The organism is Parabacteroides caecihominis (genome assembly GCF_023656785.1).
GTDB classification, from domain to species: domain Bacteria; phylum Bacteroidota; class Bacteroidia; order Bacteroidales; family Tannerellaceae; genus Parabacteroides; species Parabacteroides segnis.
Window position 1 is genome coordinate 11,553 of sequence record NZ_JAMOKS010000012.1, and the last position, 24,292, is coordinate 35,844.

The window sequence follows — 24,292 nt, forward strand, 5'->3', positions numbered from 1 at the left end:
GATGCAAAGATAAGTCGAAACGTTGCATCACCTGTTTTTTATGAGTAACTTGCGCGCCAAATCCAATCGAACTAAATAAACATGAAAGATTTCATACGCATATTACGGCGTTTTGTGCCTCCTTATAAGAAGTATATGGTGTTGAACATTGTGTTCAATATTTTATCTGCCATACTGAATCTGTTCTCTTTTGCCCTGATTATTCCGATATTGAATATATTGTTCAAACTGAATGATGATGTTTATTCCTATAAAGCCTGGGTGTTTGATCCCTGGACCTGGGAAAGCTGGAAAGGTACTCCCGAACTGATAAAGAACAATTTCTTCTGGTTTGTCAGCGACCTGATTGAAAAAGAAGGAGGCTCATTCACTCTGATCGTTTTAGGTGCTTTCCTTATTATCTCTACATTTCTGAAAGTGGGCACAATGTACATGGCCTTTTTTACGATGATCCCTATTCGTACAGGGGTTGTTCGTGATATCCGTAACCAGATCAACAGGAAAATAACCGAACTACCCCTGGGATTTTTCTCGGAAGAGCGCAAGGGGGACATCATTGCCCGTGTCTCCGGCGATGTGAACGAGGTAGAGACCTCCATCATGAGTTCCCTGGATATGTTGTTCAAGAATCCGATCCTGATCATTATCTATCTGATCGGTATGATCGTTATCAGTTGGCAGCTGACGATCTTTGTCCTCGTACTGTTGCCTTTGGCGGGCTATGTGATGGGACAGGTAGGGAAGAAACTGAAACGTAAATCGCTGGAAGGCCAACAGCAATGGGGTGGCCTGATGAGCCAGATCGAAGAAACTTTAGGAGGCTTGCGCATTATCAAAGCATTCAATGCCGAGAAGAAAATACAGACTCGTTTCGAGAACAGTAATGACCGGTTCCGTCGGACCACCATCCGTATCTATCGCCGCCAGCAGATGGCGCACCCGATGAGTGAGTTTCTGGGAACGGCTACTATCGCCATCGTTCTTTGGTATGGCGGTACGCTTATCCTGAGTAACCATAGCACGATCGATGCCTCCACATTTATTTATTACCTGGTTATCTTTTATAGTATTATTAATCCGGCGAAAGATTTAAGTAAGTCTGTTTATGCCATCCAGAAAGGGCTGGCTTCTATGGATCGTATCGATAAGATCTTGAAAGCCGAAAGTAATATCAATGATCCGGCTGATCCTAAGAAGATAGAATTGAATAAGGAAATACGATATAACAATATTTGGTTTAAATACCAGCATGACTGGGTGTTGAAAGGTGTAGACCTGGTAATTCCTAAGGGAAAGACCGTCGCATTGGTTGGCCAGTCCGGTTCCGGTAAAAGTACGCTGGTGGATCTGCTGCCCCGTTTTTATGATGTGGATAAGGGGAGCATTACTATTGACGGAACGGATATCCGCGATGCCTCCCTCTACGATTTGCGCGGCCTGATGGGGAATGTGAATCAGGAAGCGATCCTTTTCAATGATACCTTCTTCAATAATATCTCTTTCGGAGTGGAAGGAGCGACATTGGAACAAGTGAAGGAAGCCGCGCGTATCGCAAATGCGCATGAGTTTATCATGGCGAGCGAAGACGGATATAATACCAGTATCGGTGACCGGGGCGGCAAACTTTCCGGTGGACAGCGTCAGCGTATCAGCATCGCCCGTGCCATCCTGAAAAACCCGTCCATCCTGATCCTCGATGAAGCAACTTCTGCATTGGATACGGAATCAGAACGCCTGGTACAGGAAGCATTGGAAAACCTGATGCGTAACCGTACTACGATCGTTATTGCCCACCGTCTTTCTACGATCCGTAATGCAGACGAGATCTGTGTGATGCATGAAGGCGAGATCGTTGAACGTGGCCGTCATGAAGAACTGCTGGATTTGAATGGCTATTATAAGAGACTGTGTGACATGCAAAGTTTCTGATACCGCTTGAGTAATAATTTTATTAATAATACTATGAACTCGATTCGATTAAAGGAGATAGGACGGAAAATAATTCGTCCTTCTATCGCTGCTTTATTGGTATTGCTGGCTTCCTGTGATATGGCAGAAGTGAAAACAGCCAATAAGATCGCTTATCACTTTGATGAACCTGCCCGTATCTGGGAGGAAACTCTGCCATTGGGAAACGGTCGTCTGGGAATGATGCCCGACGGTGGAATCAATAAGGAAAATATCCTGTTGAATGAAATCTCCATGTGGTCCGGAAGCAAACAGGATACGGATAACCCGCAGGCTGTATGGTCGTTGGCAAATATACGCCGTCTGCTCTTTGAAGGGAAAAACGATGAAGCACAGGACCTGATGTATCGCACTTTTGTTTGTAAAGGGGCTGGTAGCGGTCAGGGGCAGGGTGCCAATGTTCCCTATGGTAGTTACCAGTTGCTGGGAAATCTGGTGCTGGATTATGTATATGTAGACGGTTCCGATTCCGTAGCCGCTTACCGTCGTGAACTGAATCTGAACGATGCTATTGCCTCAACCTCTTTCCGCAAGGGAAAAGTGAATTACAGCCGTGAGTCGTTTACCTCTTTCTCCGGTGATCTGGGGGTAGTTCATTTGATGGCAGATGCCGATAAAGCGCTTAACTTTACGGTGGGGATGAACCGTCCCGAACATTATGCCTTGTCGGTCGATGGAAAAGACTTGCTGATGAAAGGACAGTTGCCGGACGGCGTGGATACGCTGGAAATGAAAGGTGTTAAATATGGCGCCCGTGTACGGGTCCTCCTGCCTAAAGGCGGCTCCCTGGTTCCAGGTGACAGTTCCTTGACCGTTCAGAATGCCTCCGAAGCCATCCTTCTGGTGAGTATGGCGACTAATTATAAGAACGAAAGATTTGAAGACCAGCTGTTTTCTTTGCTGGCCGAGTCGGAAAGAAAAGATTATTCCACCTTGAGAAAGGAGCATGTCAATGCTTATCGTTCCCTGTTCGACCGGGTGGATCTGGACCTGGGGCGTTCCGCAAGGGATGAGATGCCGATCAATGAACGTTTGCATGCTTTCCAGGAGGATCAGAACGATCCGTCGCTGGGGGCCCTCTACTTCCAGTTCGGACGTTATCTGCTGATCTCGTCAACCCGTACCGGTTCATTGCCTCCTAATCTTCAGGGATTATGGTGTAATACGATCAATACTCCCTGGAACGGCGACTATCATCTGAATATCAATTTCCAGATGAATCACTGGCCCGCAGAAGTAACGAATCTTTCCGAATTGCATCTCCCGATGATCGAGTGGACGAAACAGCAGGTAGAAAGTGGAGAACGTACAGCCAAAGTCTTTTATAATGCACGTGGCTGGGTGACACATATCCTGGGCAATGTATGGGAATTTACCGCTCCGGGCGAACATCCTTCCTGGGGAGCGACCAATACGTCTGCCGCCTGGTTATGTGAACATCTGTTTACCCATTATCAATATACGCTGGATAAAGAATATCTGAAAGAGGTCTATCCGGTGATGAAAGGTGCCGCTTTGTTCTTTACGGATATGCTGGTTCGTGACCCGCGAAACAATTATCTGGTGACGGCCCCTACCACTTCTCCTGAAAATGCTTACCGTATGCCGAACGGCAAAGTCGTACATATCTGTGCCGGTTCGACTATGGATAACCAGATTGTCCGCGAGCTGTTCACCAATACGATTGCGGCTGCCAATATCCTCGGAATTGATTCTGCTTTTTGTCAGGAACTGGCGGATAAGCGTTCCCGTCTGATGCCGACCACGATCGGTAAGGATGGCCGTATCCTGGAATGGCTTGAACCCTATGAAGAAGCCGAACCGCATCACCGCCATGTATCCCACCTGTATGGACTTTATCCGGGTAATGAAATCTCTATGGAGCATACTCCCGAACTGGCGGAGGCTGCCCGTAAGACACTCGAAGCACGCGGTGATAAGAGTACCGGTTGGTCGATGGCCTGGAAGATCAATTTCTGGGCACGCTTGCATGATGGCGACCATGCTTATAAACTGTTGGTCGACCTGCTGCGTCCCTGTGTGGAAAAAACGACGAATATGGTGAATGGAGGCGGTTCTTATCCGAATCTGTTCTGTGCGCATCCGCCGTTCCAGATCGATGGCAATTATGGTGGTTGTGCCGGTATTGCCGAAATGCTTGTACAGAGCCAGACCGGAAATATCGAGTTGCTCCCGGCTTTGCCTACAGCCTGGAAGACCGGCAGTTTCAAAGGACTCAAAGTGCAGGGCGGTGGCGAAGTATCAGCCAAATGGGCAGAAGGAAAAATGACGGAAGCCGGACTTAAAGCTGTTGTTCCGGGAACATTCCGCCTCAAACTGCCTGCCGAATCATCGGATATGAGCATCAAAGTAAATCAGAAGCCGGCTTCTTTACCGGTTATCGACGGTATGCTGACAGTAGAGATGGAGGCAGGAGATTCGTTGTTGCTGCAATTTTAGAATAAAGGAATCTTATAAACAAATCCTACGGAAAGGCGTCCGGTGTTCTCTGCAAAGACATCGAACGCCTTTGCTTTTTCTGTCAGGCTGTAAGCCCGTCCGGTACCTGTCATGAAAAGATGCAGGTTGTCGTCTCCCATCGGGTAGAACTCGACCCCTCCCTGGTATCCCCAGGCGGTACGGTATTTCCCCGACTCGTAAGGGCCGTTAGCCTTGTATACGGATGCAGTTTCGTACATCCCTTTTACGAACAGGTTCCACTTCGGATGGATCTGATAATTCAAACGGGCGACCAGCGATAGATAACTTGTATTTCCTATTGAAGCCTCGTTCTCTTCGTCTTCGGGTTCGAACTGTTCGGCCAGCATCCCCAGCGGGTCCATCTTGCCCCGGGTATACATCACATCGAAATATCCCAGGAATTTTCCGGCTTCCACCTGCTGTCCGCCCCATACCATCCACATCCAGTTTCCTTTGGCCTGTTGTCCGGCCGTAACGGAATAGCGGAGAGATAACATCTCATCCAGATAGCTGCTGTTCCATCCCAGGTTATAGAAAGAAGGAGATTTGCTACGGTTATCGTTGCCGTTGGTCACCTGTACACAGATCTCCTGTGTTCCGGTAGGTTCGTAGCTGACGGCGACTCCTGTAAAATAGCAGTCCATCCAGTCATTCATATCACTATAATCATAAATCCGGTAAGGATATTCGTCGTATTCGAACCCACCCCAGGCAGCATCCTGCTTTCCGGCAGTGACGGAGAATTTTTCGGAGAGTTGGAAGTTCACCCACGCATTCTCGATATAAGAACCGAATCCGTTGGCACGCACCCATTCATTCCGGTAACAGAGCACCTGACGGTAGGTATAGGAAAGCCAGGGGAGGACGGTGCCGGTCGCTTCCACCTTGAAATCATTCAACAGAAAACGGTCGCGTTCGGCTTCCCCGGAAAGCGCTTCGTTATAAGAACCATGAGTTTCGAGCGACAGTTTGAATACTTCCGTATTGTTAGGAATTAACGTCTTCTGCGAAGTAGCGGTAAAAGTTGTTCCCGTCAGCAAGGCCGACAGGCAAAATACAGTCAGTCGTTTCATGAATCTTTCTCTGTTTGTTGATTTGGGGGGCAAAGATATATATAAACGGGTAATATGGCAATAAGAGAGTTTTTGCTCATTTGTCTTCAAATTTAGTACAAATCGTTTTTTTTCTGCTTTTTCCTGTGTAAAAGGCAAATAGAGACAAAAGGATGCTTATTCGGACAAAAGACCTTTTCCTTATCCCTGTACTTTTGGACTAAAAATCACCTAAATCGCAAATCATGAAATTGAAATTTGTTTTTGTCAGTGTATTAACAATCCAGCTTTATTCCTGTTCTTTTTCCGGAGAAAAGAAATCAGCTGAAGAAGATATTTATTCAAAAGCATTTATTAAAGAAAAAATGCTCGATGTTTTCCGATGGCAGGTTAACCATCCGGTAGATATAAATGCGGAACAGGAACAGTGGGCCCGTTCTGTTTTTTATTCCGGTATAATGTACGCGTATCAGACAACTGCTGATCCGGCTTATCTGGAACAGACGAAGAAATGGGCTGATGGATGGAACTGGAAAAGAGGACGCCGGTACCGCCATGCAGACGATCTGGCCTGCGGGCAGGCTTATCTGGATGCCTATAAAGCAGAGAAGGATCCGAAGATGCTTCATGGGATACAGGAAGCAATAGATAGTCTGATCGCTGACCCTCAACCCGGTCGTGTCGATTGGTGGTGGTGCGATGCCTTATATATGGAACCGCCGGTGCTGGCCCGTCTGGCTGCTATAACAGGTGATGGTAAATATTACGACTATCTGCAAGAAATGTATTGGGATTCAACTGATTTTCTGTATAGTAAAGACGATAGTCTTTTTTTTAGGGACAAGCGTTATTTCAATGCATTGACAACCAATGGAAAGAAAGTATTCTGGGGACGGGGAAATGCCTGGGTGGTAGGCGGGTTGGCCCAACTCTTATCGCTGATTCCGGAAAAGAGTCCGATTTATAAGGATTATAAGGAACTGTATATGCAAATGATAACAAAAATAGCATCTGTTCAGCAACCGGACGGACTCTGGCGTGCGAGTCTTCTGGATCCGGAAGAAGTGCCCGTAAAAGAAACCAGCAGCAGCACCTTTTTCACTTACGCTATGATCTGGGGAATTAATAACGGATTATTGTCTCCGGATATTTATATGCCTAAAGTACGCCGGGCATGGACTGCCTTGCTGGAGTGTATAGATGAAAACGGGAAATTGGGATATGTACAGGCTATCGGTGCCAGCCCTGAAAATGTAAAGGCAGCGGATAACCAGGAATATGGCAGCGGCGCTTTTCTGATGGTCGCATCCGAGATGTATAAATTCGCAGAGAGAGAAAAATAAAATAATAGATGTTTAACCTTTTTAGTTGTATTCGACACATGAAAAAACTAAGTATTTATTTAAGCACGTTTCTGTGCCTTGTCTTTATCGGTTTTGGTTGTGGCAGTGAAGATCTTAGTGATTATCCGCCATCCAACATGCGTAGTATTGTTCGCTTTACATTGAACCCTGCCCAGAACGGAGGCAATGTATTTGTACAGCACATTGCTACTATCGACCAGAGTAAAAAAACAATTACGTTGAAACTGCCTTCACATCTGAACCTGAAGGAGATTCGTCCGGAGATTGTGGCGGCTCCCTGGACGAGTGTCACTCCCAAAAGCCTGGAGGCTGTCGATTTTTCTGCTGGTCTCATTGAATATACGGTTGTGGCGGAAAGCGGGAAAAAAGCCGTTTATGAAGTGGTACTGGATATGACGTACAAGTATGCGGCCTGTCAACTGTATTCTGTTGCTATCCCTGCTGTTACAGACCCGGAAACGGGAGAACCTGTGAAAGCGGTTTGTAATGAGAATAACAAAACTGCGACTCTTGTGGTGCCCGCAAACACAGATCTGACAAAGCTGGTTCCGAAATTTGAACTTTCTCCGGAGTCCTTTAATGCCTCGTTTGACAAACCGGATGGGAAAGCCTATGATTTTACGGAACCTGTTCAATTCATAGTCACTTCGGAAGATGGCAAGAAGACTGCCACTTATACGGTCTCTGTAACAACGAAACAAGAATAATCACTTTAAATTCAGTATACAATGAACCACATTAATAAATACAGACAGTTTTTGCTCCTGCTGCTCTTTGTTAGCATTGGGACTGTCCTTTCTGCTCAGAATATACAAGTCACCGGTACAGTGAACGACAAACTGGGGCCGATGGCCGGCGTCAATATCGTATTGAAAGGAACACAAACCGGAACTATGACCGATATGGACGGTAAGTATTCGATCCAGGTGCCGGCTACCGGTGTTTTGGAGTTTACGTTCCTGGGATATAATACACAAACGGTCAATGTCAATAGCCGGAAGATCATCCATGTAAGTATGGAAGAATCTTCCCAGGCTTTGGATGAAGTTGTTGTTGTCGGTTACGGCTCGATGAAGAAAAGGGATATTACCGGTTCTATCGTTTCTGTAAGTGATAAGGATATACAGTCCAATGAGCCAGTAAACATTGCGTCTGCCCTGCAAGGGAAAGTCTCTGGTCTGGATATTATGAGTACTTCCGAACCGGGTACTGCCGCTACATTCCGTATTCGCGGTACCTCCACTTTGAGTGACGGCGGTTCCAATCCGTTGTTTATTGTTGACGGAATGGAAGTTTCGAATATCGATAATATCAATCCGCGTGACATAGCATCTGTCGAGGTCTTGAAGGATGCCGCTTCTGCTGCCATCTACGGTTCCCGCTCTGCCAATGGTGTTGTCATTATTTCTACCAAACAGGGACAGGAAGGAAAAGCAAAAGTTTCTGCTAATTATTCATTGAAACAGTCACGGATAGGTAAAAAACTGGCCCAGATGAGCCGTTTGCAAGGTATCCAATATGAAACTTTACGTAATTTCCTGAACGGCAATTATACGACGATCGCCAACCGCGACTCTTTGAACCCGTCCATGACAGCCGACAATTTCTATCAGGATCTGTTGTTCAGACATGCGTGGACAAACCAGGTGGATGTCAGCGTTTCCGGTGCGGAAAAGAAATTGAAATATTTTGTCAGTGCAGGTTATCTGGGAGAGCAGGGTATTCAGATCAACACCTTTAATAAGCGTTTGACAACCCGTATCAATGCCGATTACAACGCGACTCCGCGTCTGACTATCGGTAATCGTCTGGCACTGACTATTTCCAACCAGCGCAGGTCGACCAGTGAATCCCGGTCGCGTCTCCTTCAGCGTCCTGCCAACTATAATGTGATAGAACCCGACGGCAGTTATACCCCGATTCTGGCAAGCCGTAGTAATCCTTTGGCTGAAAGTATGGTAGGAAAGAATAATTATAAGATATACAATCTGGACCTGTACGAGTTTTTGGAATATAAGATTTTGGACGAACTGAAGTTTAAAGCCAGTATTGCCGGTAGTATCAATTTACAGAAATACCAGAGTTTCCGTCCGGCTATCCTGGATGTGAACGGACGTCGTAAATCGACCAACCAGGACGATACGAAAACCAGCTGGACACATGAAGATGTGCTGACTTATAATAAAACGTTCAATAAAGACCATGCGTTAACGGTGCTGGGCGGTTTCAGTCTCCAGGAGTTTAAAACAGAAATGACGAAACTGGCCGTTGTCGATAATATCAGTGACGCCATTGAAATTTCAAATGCCTATGGTGGTGTGGATATGACCAATACGAAAGCGACCTGGACTGCGAACCGGCTGGCTTCTTTCTTCGGACGTATCTCTTACAGTTATAAAGGTAAGTATCTGTTTAATTCTAACTTGCGTTACGATGGTTCTTCCCGTTTCGGTACGGATAAACGCTGGGGCTTTTTCCCGTCAGCCTCATTGGGATGGAGATTTTCGGATGAAGTGTTTATGAAATGGATGAAACCGGTAGTCAGCGATTCCAAATTACGACTGAGTTATGGTGTAACGGGTAACCAGGTTGCCGGAAACTTCTCTTCTTTGGGATTGTATACAACAAATTTCTATGCGGATATGCCGGGTATTTACCCGAACCAGTTAGAGAACAGGAATCTGGGATGGGAACAGACGCAGCAGTACAATATCGGTCTCGATGTCTCTGTCCTGGACGGAAGAATCGGATTGATAGCAGATTATTATAACAAAAAGACTTCAGATGTTCTTTATCAGGTTAAATTGCCGCAAACATCCGGTTTCAGCAGTTCTTATCAGAATATTGGCGATGTAAAAAATACAGGATGGGAAATAACGGTGAATTCAACCAATATTAAAACGAAAGATTTCCAGTGGAATACCTCATTGAACCTTTCGTTCAATAAGAATACGATCGTTTCCATTCCGGAGGGCGGACAACAGTTTATCAATACGGTATATATCCTGGATAAGGGATATGCGGTAGGAACTATGTATGGATGGAAAGCTAATGCTATTTTCCCGTACGATGAATCGAATGCCTTTACCCCCGACTGGAAACAGCTTACTCCGATATTTGATGAAAAAGACCGCTTTACCGGCTATGAACTGGATGGCAAGGCTTATGACGGCGAGATCAAACAGTATCGTTATAATACGGCAACCGGTGATGTTTTCAAAGGCGGTGATGTTATGTGGGACGATGTCAATAAGGACGGTATCATCGATGCCAAAGACCGTCAGGTACTGGGTTGCGGACAGCCGGACGTGATCGGAGGTTTCAATAACGACTTTACATATAAAGGATTCACACTTTCTTTGTTCTTCTCCTTTGCCATAGGCGGAGATGTATTCAATGCTTACGAGCAGAGTCGTTCGGAACATAAATGGTCGGCTATCACCCGCGGTAATCCGGCTAATATCGCTAATTCATGGAAAGCTCCCGGCGATATTGCCAAGTTTCCGAAACCGAATGGTGCGGCAGTCATGGATAATACCCGCTTTGCCAGCAGTCTCTGGATCGAGGATGGTTCGTATATCCGTTTGAAGAATATCCGTCTGGCTTATGAATTGCCTAAAAATATCGTGAAAAAGATCGGTGTTGAATCGTTAAGCGTATCAGCTATGATGCAAAACTTCTTTACCTGGTCGAACTATTCCGGTTTCGACCCAGAATTACCAAGCAGCGGATTTGCCGTAGGTTATGATAATAACTCCTATCCGAAGGCAAAAGATATTCTGTTCGGAGTAAATGTTAACTTTTAAATGTATATGAAGATGAAAAAGATATATGCAGTTTTCTTGTCGACTCTTTTGTTCACCTCTTGCCTGAATGATTTTCTGGATGTGGACCCCGTGAGTGATATTGCAACTTCCACTTTCTGGCAGACTGATAATGATGTCCGTGCCGCATTGAATTCTGTTTATGCGGATTTCCAGACAAACTATAATAAGAACAGTGCCGGTAATTATATGACCTGGTTTGAGATGCGTTCCGATAACTTTGTAGGAACAACGGTTTCCAGCAGTATGCCTACCTATGCCGCCAATACCAATAAACTGAATTCATCTCATGTTTCTGCTGATTGGAATGTGTGGTATAAATCTATCTCTACTGTTAATTATGCCTTGCATTATATACCTGACGTGCAGGGACTGACTGCGATTAAGAAGGATAATTATCTGGCTGAAGCTTATTTCTTACGTGCTTTCTGTTATTTCAATCTGGCGAGGATATGGGGAAATGTCCCGTTGGTAGAAAAGCCGACTTTATCTTTGGCTGATGTTGAAAAACCGACTCAGTCTCCTCAGTCGCAGGTGTTGGACCTGGTGGGAAAAGACCTGGAAGAAGCTGTGAAATTAGTGGACGAAGGCCAGGATGATGTGTTCCGTTTCAATCCCGGTGCCTTGTATGCCCTTTATACCGATTACGCCATGTGGATGCGTGACTATGACAAAGCGATTCTTTACTCCGGAAAACTGATGGATCTGAAACGCTATTCGCTTCTCAAAGGGACTGAATTTGCCCAGGTTTGTGCAGACGGTACTACCAGCGAAAATATCTGGACAATGAAATGGTCTTACCAGAATAATAAACAAAACTGGATTATCTATATGATGTGCCGGACCTCCGCCCCGCAGATGATACCCTCGGAAGGAGTGAAGAACTTGTGGAATACAGAAGAATATCGTATGGACCTTCGCCGTTATCAGACGATCGATACTACGATTGTCTATGCATCCAACCATATATCCAGTCCGAATGGCGATGCTTCCATCTGGAAATGGCAACCGGGTGAACGTGTGATTGAAGCAAATGAAAAGTATGTTCCTTTTTACCGTTATGCTGATATTTTATTGTTGAGGGCGGAAGCGCTGAATAAGCAGCAGAGACAGGAAGAAGCGTTGGAATTACTGAATATGATCCGCGAGCGGGCGGGACTGTCACTGAAGACGATGGCCGATTTTACAAATACTTCGGACCGGACCCTGGCTATGGAGGATGCTATCCTTCAGGAAAGGCAACTGGAACTGTTGGGTGAGGGACGCCGTTGGTTTGACCTGATCCGTACAGGCCGGGCGATGAAAGTGATGAACGATTATTTTGAGAATTACATTGAAGCGCAAACAGGTGACGTATGTCCCCGCTTTACAGATGAATGGCAGCTTTACTGGCCGGTATATTATAATAATATTCTGGAAAACGCGAATTTGGTTCAAAATGGTAATTATTAAAAAGATACAGATATGAAAAAAATACTATTCCAACTGATTGCAGGTTGTTTCATGGCTTCAATATTCAGCTCATGTAACCTGTTCGGACTTGATCTGCAAAAGGATTTTGAATATGAATACAGTCCGGTTGAACTGACAATGGATATGTCGGCCTATGCTTTTATTGAAAGCCGTAAAAATATGGATATGTCTTTGCTGTATGACGCAATTACACTGGCCGGTTACCAGCAGGAATATGAGACCGACGACCGTACTTTTATTATTCTGAATGACGTAGCGTTCACCAGTTATCTAAAGGATAATCGTTATTCCGGTTTGCAGGCAATGAAAGTGGAAGATATTAAGACATTACTGAATTCATATATTGTAAAGGGACGTTATCATTCTCTGGATCTGACAACTACACCGGTAAAAGTTGAAACCATGAATCCGGAGGCAACGATGTATCTTAGTTTGAGAAGCCAAAAAAATGATATTCAAAATAAGTTTGAAGTCCGGATCAATGAAGTGGTAAATTCGGGAAAGGTCGTTTCGGTAGTGACTTCTAATTTGCAGCCGACCAATGGCATTATGCATGTGGTCGACGCTTATCCGGAGTATAAGTTGAAATAACAAATTATGGAAAGTGTACCGGATATCCTACAAGACCGGTACACTTTCTTTTTATTCAGTTACCCAAATAGAGAAAAAATGAAACAGTATATCTTATTGATCGCCTTGCTTTTGCCGGTAGTCTTGCATGCACAGTCATTATCCGGGATCTCTTCGCATGAGGTTATTCCGGAGCACCCCCGTCTTCTTTTAACCAAGGGAGAAGAAACACTGTTGAAGGATAAGATATCTTCCGAGCCTCTGTTGCAAACCCTGCACAACGAGATTATACAGGAATGCGACCGGATGCTTTCGCTCCCGGTCCTTACCCGTAACCAGAAAGGGCGCAGAATCTTACATACTTCGCGTGAAGCTATCCGGAGGATTCTTTATCTGTCGTATGCTTTTCGTCTGACGCAGGAGGATGCCTATTTTCTGCGGGCGGAAAAAGAGTTGCTGGCAATGGCCGGTCTGTCGGACTGGAATCCCAGTCATTTTCTGGATGTGGCGGAGATGACTTCTGCCGTGTCGATCGGATATGACTGGCTATATCCCCGGTTGTCTGAAAAATCGAGGAAACAGATTGCCGCAGCAATCAGGGAGAAGGGCCTGAAGCCATCGCTGGAAAAACAATATAACGGCTGGCTGGGTGGCAATAACAACTGGAACCAGGTTTGTAACGGAGGCATTACTTTTGGAGCACTGGCCTTGTATGAACAACAACCGGAGGAATCTGCTGCTCTGATAAACCGTGCTCTGGAGTCGATACGCAAACCGATGACCGTTTATGTGAATAACGGGGCCTATCCTGAAGGATACGGTTACTGGATTTATGGGACGACCTATAATGTGTTGTTCATTGATCTGCTGGAAACGATCTGGAAAAAGGATTTTGGCCTTTGCGAGGCTCCCGGATTTTTGAATACAGCCTCTTTTATGCAACATATGGAAGGTACAGCCAGGGCGGTGAATGGACTTGCTGTCACAAAATCGCTGGAACGTGTTACGGAATCCAGGCATGCCAGCCTGCAATGTTTTAACTTTGCCGATAACGGGAGTTCCACAGTCGTGAATCCGGTTATGTATTGGTTTGCCGGAAAGACGAATACCCCTTCGCTTATCTGGAGAGAACTGGATAAGTTGAAAACGCTTGAGGTCAGAAAAGATCCCAGTCTGACTAAAGACCGTTATCTCCCCATGTTGCTTATATGGGGTAAGGATCTCTCGTTTAAAGACGTCATGACTCCTGTCGAACGGATGTATACGGGACAAGGTAAAAGTGCTCTTGCCATTATGCGGACTTCCTGGGAATCGGATAACGCTATTTACCTGGGTGTGAAGGGAGGAACCCCGAAGGAAAGTCATGGACACATGGATATAGGCTCTTTCGTGATGGAGTCGGATGGCATCCGGTGGGCAATGGACTTCGGGGCACAGGATTATCATTCGCTGGAATCGAAAGGTATTGACCTGTGGAATATGACGCAGGAATCTCCCCGTTGGGATGTGTTCCGCTATAACAATATGGCTCATAATACATTGACCGTAAATGGAAAGAAACAGATCATAGCAGGGCATGCCCCGGTAGAGAATATTACAGAGAAGGATGAGCAGATGTCTGTTTCAATGGATCTTACGTCTTTATACCGAACGGAAGTCAGTAGCCTGAAAAGAGGTGCCGGGATTATCGATAACGAATATGTCCTGATCCGTGATGAAATCCGGACAAATGACAAGGCGGCTTCGATACGGTGGAATCTGCTGACAGTCGCTACCCCTCAGATCATTGATGACCATACCATTGTACTTGTCATGGACGGAAAGAAACTGACAATACAAGCTGAAGGGGCGGTTGCGATAAAGAGCAGGACCTGGAGTACGGAATCTCCCCATGAGTATGATGCTTCCAATAAAGGAACTATCTTTGTTGGATTCGAATTTGAAGTTCCGGCAAATACCCGGCAGTGTGTAGATGTTTGCCTGATACCCGGAGAAAAGAAGCCGAACGTGAAAAACTCCGGAATACAGTTGTTTTGAATAAATCTTTAATTACAGTATACCATGAAAAAATACCTTTTAACCTTTTGTCTGCTGCCTTTTGTTTTGGCAGCGCAAGTACCGAAAAGTATCCCTTTTGAAGAGAATAACCGGCAGCGAATCAATGAAATTGCTGGTTACCTGGAGGAGGAGCCGGCTGGTTTTGGCGTATCCTATCACAACCGTGCGGAGTGGGAAAAGATCAAAGATAAAATTGACTATCCTTCTGTATTGAAAAAGGCTGAGGAGGTCTTGAATACGGAAATGCCGGCCTGGGATGATGAACTCTATCTGGAATTTTCGAAGAATGGAGTCAGACCTCCCGGCGAGAAAATGCTGAATGCCCGGAAATCGCGTCTGGCACCGTTGGTCTGGGCTGAATGTATGGAGAATAAAGGACGTTTTGTCCCTAAAATAGAATCGACCCTGAAAGACCTGATCTCCCATCGTTCCTGGATACTTCCGGCTCACGATACGTATCTGAATGTGTTTTATGGGAAAAAACATGAAGTGGACCTGGTGGCGGCTGCTTTTGTCCATGAACTGGCGGAGACCCTTTATTTCCTGGATGATAAGATCAGTGAACCGGTCAGACAGGCTGTGATAGATTCCATGTATACCCGCGCTTTCAATCCGGTTAAAGATGCTTTACAAACGGGGAAAGGATATACTTTTAACTGGTTCGATAATACGAATAACTGGAATGCCGTTTGTCTGGCAGGGGTTACCAGTGCTGCTGTCGGGATTATAAAAGACAGGAAAGAACGGGCCCTGTTTGTTGCCGCTGCCGAATATTATTCACAGAACAGTGTGCTGGGATATACGGATGACGGATATTGTACGGAAGGGCTGGGATATTTTAATTACGGATTCCAGCATTACATCATTCTACGGGAACAGTTGTATCAGCGCACCAAAGGCGCCATAGACTTGTTCAAGAGTGAGAAGATGAAAAAGATAGCAATGTATGGCATCAATTTCGAAATTATCAACGGGGCTTATCCGGCTTTTGCCGACTGCCGGATCGGAACGACTGTCTCTCCGCAGATTTTATGGTATTGTAACCATAATCTGGGATTGGGCTTGTCTGCTTACGATCAGATCGATACCCGGGAGCTCCGGCCTTCAGTCTTTACTGCGATGTTACTTTTCCAGAATACGGCCTTACAGACATCCAGCCATGCTGAAAGTGCAGCAAAGACAGCCGGAAGCCAACCGGTCAGAATGTTCTTTGACAAAGCCGGTGTGTTGATTTGTCGTCCGGAAAATCCAACGGCACATTCGATGGGAGTTGCCCTGAAAGGCGGAAATAATGCCGAACATCACAATCATAATGATGTGGGAAGTTATTCTCTTATCATAGGAGATGAGACACTGGCGGGTGATCCGGGAGGTCCTTATCATTATGCCGGTGCGATGTGGACGGATAAACGGTATACATTCAAGTCGATTTCCTCTTTCGGCCATCCTGTCGCAGTGATAGACCAGGCGTTACAGGGAGCTGGAAAAGAATACCGGGCAGAAATCATCGGAACGGATTTTACGGCTGCCCGTGATGAATATGTCCTGGACTTAACGAGTGCTTACGATTGTCCGAATCTGAAATCATATACCCGTAAATTTGTGTTTGATCGTAGCGGAAAAGGTAGTTTGCTGATAGAAGATCGTTTCGAACTGGATCAGGCCGGCTCTTTTGAATCTGCTGTTACGACACTGGCCGACTGGGAGGAAAAGGGAGACAATAAAATAAAACTGTCAGGCAAGCAACATACAGCCAATGTAAAAATAGAAGTATCATCTCCGAAAGGATATACCATTATCCCTGAAAAAATACAGGAAAACGGTCCTGAGTTTTCCCGTATCGGAATCCGTCTGAATGAAAAGTCAAAAAAAGGCTACATCCGTATATTTTTCGAAGCTGAATAAAGAACTCTCCCCTGAATATCCTATATTTGGGGGAGTTTTATTTCTATACAAAATGAGGGATTACGATGTTTAGACTCAGAAAAAATCATACTTTATACAAGCTGATACTATTTATTTGCCTGTCTTTCAGTATGCCGGCTCTGGCGGGGAATATAAAAAACTACAAATTCCACACCTTGTCGCCTGAGGGTGGCTTTTATTATGATGGGGTAAAGTCTATTCAGCAGGATAGCGACGGCTTTATCTGGATCGTTATGGAGAACGATCTTTTCCGTTTTGACGGTTACCAGTTTAAAAGATATTATTCTTATTTCAGAATGCTGGATACCTCGGATAAATGGTACTTCCGGGATGTGGAACTGGATGCCCGCGGACATTTGTTCGTTTCAACCAATAAAGGGCTTTTCGTTTACGATAAGATTACCGATTCTTTTAAAAGAATGTTCAAGCCGAATGCGATGAACATTAAAACGGATTCCCGGGGGAACCTCTGGCTGATAAGTGCCAGCCTGGGCATTTTCGATGTGGATAAAAAGACCTTTTTCGGAATGGAGTCGGAAAAAGGTTTATTGTATAATGCCGTAACCTTGTGTGCTGATGAGGATGAACTTATAACCGGAACTTCCAATGGTGAGATATACCGGTTTGACTATGATAAAATGCTTTTTGAGCAAATTTGTGCGCTTCCGGATAATCAGGCAATTATCGAAATAAAAAAACATGGAAATGAGTTGTGGGTGCTGACCGAAAGTTATGGGCTGTATAAGCTGGATTATCAGACTTTGTCCATTATTAACCACTACAGCTTTTTTTGTACGCTGAATAACGAATATGTTCCGTCGAAAACCTTATATGTCGATAAGAACGGTTATGTGTGGGTTGGTACTCAGAGAGGATTATATATCATGAATCCGGAAACGGAGGAATATTCCCATTTCACAAATTCAAAATCGGATATTTTTACTTTGCCCAGCAACTCGGTATGGACGATAGAAGAAGATGCCCAGAAAAATGTCTGGATAGGTACTTACTCGGGTGGTTTATGTTATCTCAATTTTCAGGAAACATCCCGTTTCCGTACATTCAGTCCCCGTGAAAACGGTTTGAACCATAAAGTGGTAAGTGGTTTTGCTGAGGATGATGAATCCCTGTGGATCGCTACGGAAGGAGGCGGTGTCAACCGAATGAATAAGAAAACGGGGGAGTTCAGGTATTATACCCATAATCCGTCGCGAAACAGTCTAACCTACGATAATGTCAAATCGCTGCTCATCGACCCGTCGCAGAACCTGTGGGTTGCCATGTACCGGGGAGGACTGGATTGCTTTTCTCACAAAACTTCGGCTTTTAAACGATTCAATAAAGATTATCGTTCGGACAACGGAATGCTGACCAACGATTTGAGAAAGATAATCCTGGAAGCTGATTCCGGCCTATGGATCAGCTATCAGTCGACCGGTATTTCTTTCTATTCGTTTGCTACGGACCGTTTTACTCATTATATGTCGAAAAGGGACAACAACAATAGTTCCATCTCGGATCTTTGCCGGGGGAAAGGCGATGATTTATGGGTAGTCAATAACGAGGAACTCTACTATATGAACGTCAGAACTAAAGAGTACAGGAAAATTGCTCCGGATTCGACCTACAGCCTCAGGGCACAGGCGTTATGTCTGGATGAAACAGGGAATGTTTGGATTGGAACGGTTGGGAGCGGGTTGGTTAGATATGATGTGAAGAATAACCGGTTTTATTCCGTCAATGATATTTTGCGTTATGAAGTATCCACTATTTACAGTCTTTGTACGGATGATGATAACGATCTTTGGATGGGTACGGATAACGGCCTGTTTAAATATAATATAGAGAAAAATACTTTTTTCCGTTTTGATAAGAAAGACGGGATACAGGGGATCGTATTTTATCCGAAAGCCTGTATGAAAGGGAAAAACGGTGAATTGTATTTTGGCGGAACTAACGGCTTTACAATTATCAATCCGAAAGAAGTGTTGCTCAGTGAATTTAAACCGACTGCTATTATTACCGATTTCTATATAGACAATGCGATTGTAAAACCCGATTCAACCGGTTCTCCATTACACCAGTCGATTTCTACCACCAAAGAGATCGTTTTAGATTATAACCAGATAAATTTTGGTTTTAAGTTGTCTTCCGATAATTACCTGATACCGGAGAAGAACCGGTTTAAATACAGGCTGGTGGGATACGATCAGCGTTGGATAGAGATCGATGCCACAAGCCGGATCGTGTCTTATGCCAAAGTGCCTTCGGGTAGTTATACATTTGAAGTGATGGCATCCAATAATGATGGGGTATGGAATGATGTTCCGACAACGATCCGGATCAGAAGGTTGCCGGCTCCCTGGTTTAGCTGGTGGGCGTATACGATTTACGGTTTCCTGTTTTTTACTTTGGGAGGAACTGTTTTATATTACTACAATCATCAGAAAAAACTGAAACTGGAACTTTATATGGATTCTCTGGAAATGAAGAAGAAGGAAGAGAACCATCAGGCTCAACTGCGCTTCTTTACAAATATTTCCCATGATTTCCGAACTCCGTTGTCTCTTATCATGGCTTCTGTCGAGCATATGCAACAGCAGTACGGGAACAATCATTATATCCGGTTGTTGAACAGTAATGCCCGCCGCCTGCTGAATCTGGTTAATGAACTGATGGATTTCAGGACGGTGGAGAACGGAAAAATGAAGCTGAAGGTCCATTCGTCCAACATCAACCGTTTTGTTCAGGAGGTTGCTTCTGATTTTCAGGAGTATGCTTTGCAAAAAGAGATCGACTACACGATTCAGTGCGATCCTGCTTTATCTGCGTCTGTTTACTTCGATGAACAGGTCATGGAGAAAGTAATTATGAACTTATTGAACAATGCTTTCAAGTACACAGGCAACGGAGGGCATATTGTCGTCGAGACCCGGTTGGATAAGGAACCTTTCCGGTCCGGTTTTAAAAACAGCTATAAAATACAATCTAATCCGGAGCTGGTCCGGACTTTCAGTATTCTGGTCAAGGATACAGGTGTCGGTATCTCTGCCGAATCTATAGCCCAGGTGTTTGAACGTTTCTATAAAGTCGATTCGGATGATACGGAGGCTCATATCGGTTCCGGAATCGGGCTTGCATTGGTAAAAAGCCTGGTATTGCTTCATAAAGGAGCTATTTCTATTTATAGTGAACGGAACAAAGGAACGGAAATGCTTGTGCAGTTTCCTCTGGATAAAGAAATGTATGATGCTGCGGAACTGTTGGAAAATGAAGCATCAGCGAAAAATATGACAATGTCATATTTTATCGAACCGGAGTTCCGGTTCGATAATCAGGAATCAGATAAACAGGAATCTTTCTTGTTGAGAGACAGGAAACGAATCCTTTTAGTGGAAGATAATGAGGATTTGCGCGGTTTGATGGCGGGGCATCTTCGTGCTTCTTTTGAAATTGTCGAGGCCGGGAATGGAGCGGAAGCATCCGGTATAGTGGAAGAAATGGAAATCGACCTTATCATCAGTGATATTATGATGCCGGTAAAAAACGGAATCACTTTATGCAGGGAGATAAAGGAAAACATGAACTATTCCCATATACCGTTCATTATGCTGACAGCCAGAGGAGGATTGGAGAATCAGATGGAAGGGTTAGACTCCGGTGCGGATGCTTATTTTGAAAAGCCGGTCGATTTCGGACTTCTGAAATTGACTGTGCAGAATATATTCAGGCAACAGCAAAACCTGAAGGAACATTATGCCCGGAATTATTTCGTTGACAGCCGGGAACTGGCGGCTAACCAGCAGGATAATAAATTTATCAGCCGTCTGATCGAGATTATCGAGAGCCGTATCGACCAGCCGGACATGGATGTCAGCTACATTGCCTCCGAGTTATCGATGAGCCGGAGTAAACTCTATGCGAAAGTCAAATCGTTGACGGATAAATCGATCGTCGAGTTCATCAGAAGTTACCGTCTGCGAAAGGCCGCAACATTACTGATAGAGGAAAACTTGTCTATCCGTGAAACGATGGAGCGGATTGGTATCGAGAGCCAGTCATACTTCACCCGTATCTTCAAAAATGAGTTCGGAATGATCCCTACTGCATTTATTCAAAAGAACAAGGCCGGAAAGTAAAATTACCCTTGGGATCTAGCCCGCAGCCTGGGACATACAATGACTTTGTTCCGGGGTAGAGTGGTTTTTCCCTTGATCTTCTATTCATATCACAGCTGTGATACAAAAGAAATCCATCTGTGAAACAAACGGAATCCAACTGTGATATGAAAAGAAGACAGTAGTGATATGCAATACTTGCAGTTTGCCTTTTATTTAAAGTAGAATGATGTCACTACACTTCCATGGTCTGACGGCCAGCCTACGGGATGATGGGAGAGAGCTTCCGAACGATACGGGATAAGTTTGTCTCCTTTATAATAGATATAGTCGATACGTTGGGGCAGGCAGCTTAGTTTTTTGGATCCCAGGTTGATGAGAGGAGACCAGGTCGCCCCTTGATTCAGCAGAACGTCCGGATAGAGGTGGCGGAAACTATCCGTAAAACCTTCGTTGAGGACTTGTCTGGATACTTCCAGTTTGGCAAAAGCGCCCAGATGGGCGGGACGTGCCTGTTCGTTCCAGTCCAGATGCGAATCGCAGTTGAAGTCTCCGACCAATATGACCGGGGTTTCTGCCGATTGGGCAGTGCGGGGAGCCATTTGTTTCAGAATCTCCCTGATCTCCGGGATGCGGGTTTGTGCTTCATCTTCTTCATATTTCTTTACGGCTGCTTTTCCTTTGTTCAGGTCCGAAACATCGGGCAGATAATGGAGCCAGATATCGTAGAAAGCAATCTGTTGTTCTTCACTTATGCGGATGAGTGCCCCTCCCGAATTGAACGAGCGGAACAGTTGGATCGTTTCATCTATCGGATAACGGCTCATGATACTGAGATTGGAACTGATCAGATAGAAATAATACCCCAGGGAATCAGCAATGATTGCTCCGGAACCATATGTCTCGATCAGGCCGATCACATCCGCATTTTCCCTTTTTAATACCTCGATGACGCGGTTTACACCGACCTGTTTACCAAAGCGGCGTCCTCCGTGCCATATATTCCATACCTGTACTTTTAACCGGTCGGGTTTGTATGACGGATAAAGAGGGGATAAAGGAAAGAACTGCTCGTAACTCTCCCGTACTTCGGTGCTGCTGACCGGGCGGTCCCACATTTTCACTTCATCGATTTTTCCGTTGAAAGCCATCCATTCGCCCCGGCATTCCCAGTCTTGCTCTTCGTCGCTTCCTCCTATAATCGTCCGGAATTTACTTTCAAGTGATTTCAATCCTTCGATCTGATAGATGGCGACATTGCGTCCGTCCAGGTACATCCATACTTCTTCCTTTGTCTTGTCTACGGAGACTGTCAGTTGGTGCCACTTTCCGTCATTGATTGCCTGTCGCTGTGCTGTCGGTTGGTAGGTGTAACTGTTTTTCCCGTCATTCAGGCTCAGGTACCAGGCACCGTTTTCCTGTGTGCCGATACACCAGCCGGTAGGTTCCTTGGTGGTGGCATTTGTCATGATCGGTGTGCCTAAAGGAGCGCCCGGCTTGGTTTTAACCCAAACCTGCAAGGAAAAAGAACGGCCGTCGTCGAAAGACGGGCAATCTTTTGCCGTTAGGGAAAGGGGAATACGGTAAGAGACTTCATCTGTCAGGTCGAGGGCTTTCCCTTTCAGTCCTTCACTGTAAGACGATGTATGTACCAGAAAAAGGGAAGATGAATCCCGCGTCGCAATTTCTGCCATCCGGATCGCTTCCGGTTGTGGGGCATCGAATGACTGATAGTAGGCCAGCCCCTGTCCGGGGCTTTGCGCTACTATGTTAGAACAGAGGGTAATCAGAGATATACCCGAAATTAGTTTGTTAAGCATAAATAATAATGGTGTTTAATAACCTTCATTCTGGGGAAGAAGGTTACTGTTTAATGTTATCTCACTTGTCGGTACTCCGAACAGGCGATGCCAGCTATGCACGTTGCGGGCAGCTTCTTTGGGATAATACGCCTCGGAGAATAGAAATTCGATATCATCCAGGTGAGTGACACCTTTGATCGCCGCCTCAAGTGTCCCGGTACGGGAAAGATCGAATTTGCGGTGTCCCTCAAAGCAAAGTTCCAATGCACGTTCTTTCAGGATTGCCGTTTTCAGTTCGCTTTGTGAAAGTCCTTTGAGTTCCCAACCCGGATTGAGGGTATTGTCTTTGTTTGTATAGGCACGTTTTCTGACTTCATTGATGTAAGTGAATGCTTCGCCTGTATTTCCCTGTTCATTCAGCGCTTCGGCATACATCAGTAGTACATCTGACCAGCGCAGGATCGGGAAGTTTAGCGATGTACCCGAACGGTCCGGACGGCGGTTGTTTACATCGCAGAATTTGACGATATATGGCATACGGACAATCTCCCCTTTGTATTTGATACCGGCACCGAGGTGTTTGGCTGATGTGCCTGTTCCGTCTATCAACTCCTTATATTTGGATTCGGAAGCCAGGCGGAAATTGAAACCCCACCGGTTGTCATTCTCCGTATCATACCATTGGTCTTCTTTCGGTACGTAGTAGGAGGCAAAAGGCAGTAACGGGGCAATGGCACTGCCATTGTTATACGGACTGTCGTCATCTTCTGTGAAATCACCGTAACAAGTGGTCTGTGCCGGCGATTCTTTTTTCTCTATCAGTGACTGGATAGCCAAAAGGCTTTCCTTACTGTTATTGTATTTTGAATCGAAAACATCGGCATACTGGTTCAGTAAACCCCGCTTACCTTCCGAATAAAGAGTTTTACAGAGTTCGGCGCATTTGGCGTAATCCTTTTCAAACAGGTAGACCTTTGCCATCATGCCGATTGCTGTACTGCGGCTGATACGTCCGGCATCATTGCTGCTGTACTCGTCGAATTCCGGTAAATGGTCGGCGGCATATTGCATATCTGCCAGTACGATCTCTTTTCTGATCTGGCTGGCGGGTGTGCGTGAAAGATGCAACAGTGAATTCAAATCCTCGGCAGGTTCGGTGATGACCGGCAGATCGCCGAAAAAGTTTGTCAGGTGGAAATAAAGGAATCCCCTGATGAAACGTGCTTCAGCCAGCAGCCGTTCTTTTCCGGCATGTTTGAACAGGGAAGCATCCATGTTTTCTATACTGGCGATCGAGAGGTTGGCATTCCGGATATACTTGTAGCTATCCCGCCATACCCACCAGATACGTTGGGCGGAAGCATCGTGCGTATAGGTCGCTATCGGGTCGAGTGTCGGCCAGTTATCGCTAGGGGAACGTGTTCCCAGGTCTGTGCCGAATTCCATGACCATCATTGCCTGGCGACTATATACGTTTGCATCCCCGAAGGCATTGTAGAGATCATTTATGTTTGATAAAGCATTCTCTTCATCTGTAAAGAAGTTGCTACCAGCAACGTCTCCTCTCGGATCTTCATCCAGCAACCCGGAGCAGGAGGCTGTAGTGAACAGGATAAATAAAATCAGAAGGATATTATACTTTTTCATCTTTCAATC

The 24,292-nt window shown here is 45.3% G+C and carries 13 protein-coding genes; 10 read left to right on the plus strand and 3 right to left on the minus strand.

The features are described from left to right. The first annotated feature begins 81 nt into the window (after positions 1-81). Positions 82-1,929, plus strand: a complete 1,848-nt coding sequence (locus NBH14_RS11660; RefSeq protein ID WP_128134455.1) for an ABC transporter ATP-binding protein — start codon at positions 82-84, stop codon at positions 1,927-1,929. 120 nt (positions 1,930-2,049) lie between these two features. Further along, on the plus strand, positions 2,050-4,428 hold the full coding sequence (locus NBH14_RS11665; RefSeq protein ID WP_436277961.1) for a glycoside hydrolase family 95 protein: 2,379 nt from the start codon (positions 2,050-2,052) through the stop codon (positions 4,426-4,428). Here NBH14_RS11665 and NBH14_RS11670 read toward each other — a convergent pair. Further along, positions 4,425-5,522: a porin gene (locus NBH14_RS11670; RefSeq protein WP_186959476.1), complete on the minus strand. Its 1,098-nt coding sequence runs from the start codon at positions 5,520-5,522 to the stop codon at positions 4,425-4,427. The two genes, NBH14_RS11665 and NBH14_RS11670, sit on opposite strands and share 4 nt — an antisense overlap. A 224-nt stretch (positions 5,523-5,746) precedes the next feature. Here NBH14_RS11670 and NBH14_RS11675 point away from each other — a divergent pair, with 224 nt between their 5' ends. From NBH14_RS11675 to NBH14_RS11710, 8 genes are all read left to right on the plus strand, one after another. Next, entirely contained in the window at positions 5,747-6,844 is a 1,098-nt protein-coding gene (locus NBH14_RS11675; RefSeq protein WP_186959475.1) for a glycoside hydrolase family 88/105 protein, read from the plus strand. A gap of 38 nt (positions 6,845-6,882) precedes the next feature. Beyond that, positions 6,883-7,572 carry an SGBP N-terminal domain-containing protein gene (locus NBH14_RS11680; protein WP_250817448.1) on the plus strand — a complete coding sequence of 230 codons (690 nt, stop codon included), beginning with the start codon at positions 6,883-6,885 and terminating at the stop codon, positions 7,570-7,572. A gap of 21 nt (positions 7,573-7,593) precedes the next feature. Beyond that, entirely contained in the window at positions 7,594-10,671 is a 3,078-nt protein-coding gene (locus NBH14_RS11685) for a SusC/RagA family TonB-linked outer membrane protein (protein ID WP_186959473.1), read from the plus strand. 12 nt (positions 10,672-10,683) lie between these two features. Further along, positions 10,684-12,141 (plus strand): RagB/SusD family nutrient uptake outer membrane protein, encoded by a 1,458-nt coding sequence (locus NBH14_RS11690; RefSeq protein ID WP_186959472.1) that lies wholly within the window; start codon positions 10,684-10,686, stop codon positions 12,139-12,141. A 12-nt stretch (positions 12,142-12,153) separates the two neighbouring features. Beyond that, the gene (locus NBH14_RS11695; protein ID WP_186959471.1) at positions 12,154-12,753 is read left to right on the plus strand and encodes a fasciclin domain-containing protein; all 600 of its coding nucleotides are present in this window, start codon (positions 12,154-12,156) and stop codon (positions 12,751-12,753) included. A gap of 78 nt (positions 12,754-12,831) precedes the next feature. Then, a complete protein-coding gene (locus NBH14_RS11700; protein ID WP_250817450.1) occupies positions 12,832-14,769 on the plus strand; it encodes a heparinase II/III domain-containing protein in 1,938 nt (645 codons plus the stop codon). Between the two features lie 24 nt (positions 14,770-14,793). Next, positions 14,794-16,695, plus strand: coding sequence for a heparinase II/III domain-containing protein (locus NBH14_RS11705; RefSeq protein WP_250817452.1), 1,902 nt, complete (start codon positions 14,794-14,796; stop codon positions 16,693-16,695). Positions 16,696-16,760: 65 nt separating this feature from the next. Beyond that, positions 16,761-20,855, plus strand: coding sequence for a hybrid sensor histidine kinase/response regulator transcription factor (locus tag NBH14_RS11710; RefSeq protein ID WP_186959470.1), 4,095 nt, complete (start codon positions 16,761-16,763; stop codon positions 20,853-20,855). A gap of 191 nt (positions 20,856-21,046) precedes the next feature. Here NBH14_RS11710 and NBH14_RS11715 read toward each other — a convergent pair whose 3' ends face one another. Beyond that, positions 21,047-22,654 (minus strand): endonuclease/exonuclease/phosphatase family protein, encoded by a 1,608-nt coding sequence (locus tag NBH14_RS11715; RefSeq protein ID WP_250817454.1) that lies wholly within the window; start codon positions 22,652-22,654, stop codon positions 21,047-21,049. 15 nt (positions 22,655-22,669) lie between these two features. After that, positions 22,670-24,283 carry a RagB/SusD family nutrient uptake outer membrane protein gene (locus NBH14_RS11720; protein WP_186959468.1) on the minus strand — a complete coding sequence of 538 codons (1,614 nt, stop codon included), beginning with the start codon at positions 24,281-24,283 and terminating at the stop codon, positions 22,670-22,672. Between the last annotated feature and the right edge of the window lie 9 nt (positions 24,284-24,292).

Coding starts and splice junctions, on each gene's coding strand:
- NBH14_RS11660 (WP_128134455.1), top strand. CDS start 82: ATGAAAGATTTCATACGCATATTACGGCGTTTTGTGCCTCCTTATAAG.
- NBH14_RS11665 (WP_436277961.1), top strand. CDS start 2,050: ATGGCAGAAGTGAAAACAGCCAATAAGATCGCTTATCACTTTGATGAA.
- NBH14_RS11670 (WP_186959476.1), bottom strand. CDS start 5,522: ATGAAACGACTGACTGTATTTTGCCTGTCGGCCTTGCTGACGGGAACA.
- NBH14_RS11675 (WP_186959475.1), top strand. CDS start 5,747: ATGAAATTGAAATTTGTTTTTGTCAGTGTATTAACAATCCAGCTTTAT.
- NBH14_RS11680 (WP_250817448.1), top strand. CDS start 6,883: ATGAAAAAACTAAGTATTTATTTAAGCACGTTTCTGTGCCTTGTCTTT.
- NBH14_RS11685 (WP_186959473.1), top strand. CDS start 7,594: ATGAACCACATTAATAAATACAGACAGTTTTTGCTCCTGCTGCTCTTT.
- NBH14_RS11690 (WP_186959472.1), top strand. CDS start 10,684: ATGAAAAAGATATATGCAGTTTTCTTGTCGACTCTTTTGTTCACCTCT.
- NBH14_RS11695 (WP_186959471.1), top strand. CDS start 12,154: ATGAAAAAAATACTATTCCAACTGATTGCAGGTTGTTTCATGGCTTCA.
- NBH14_RS11700 (WP_250817450.1), top strand. CDS start 12,832: ATGAAACAGTATATCTTATTGATCGCCTTGCTTTTGCCGGTAGTCTTG.
- NBH14_RS11705 (WP_250817452.1), top strand. CDS start 14,794: ATGAAAAAATACCTTTTAACCTTTTGTCTGCTGCCTTTTGTTTTGGCA.
- NBH14_RS11710 (WP_186959470.1), top strand. CDS start 16,761: ATGTTTAGACTCAGAAAAAATCATACTTTATACAAGCTGATACTATTT.
- NBH14_RS11715 (WP_250817454.1), bottom strand. CDS start 22,654: ATGCTTAACAAACTAATTTCGGGTATATCTCTGATTACCCTCTGTTCT.
- NBH14_RS11720 (WP_186959468.1), bottom strand. CDS start 24,283: ATGAAAAAGTATAATATCCTTCTGATTTTATTTATCCTGTTCACTACA.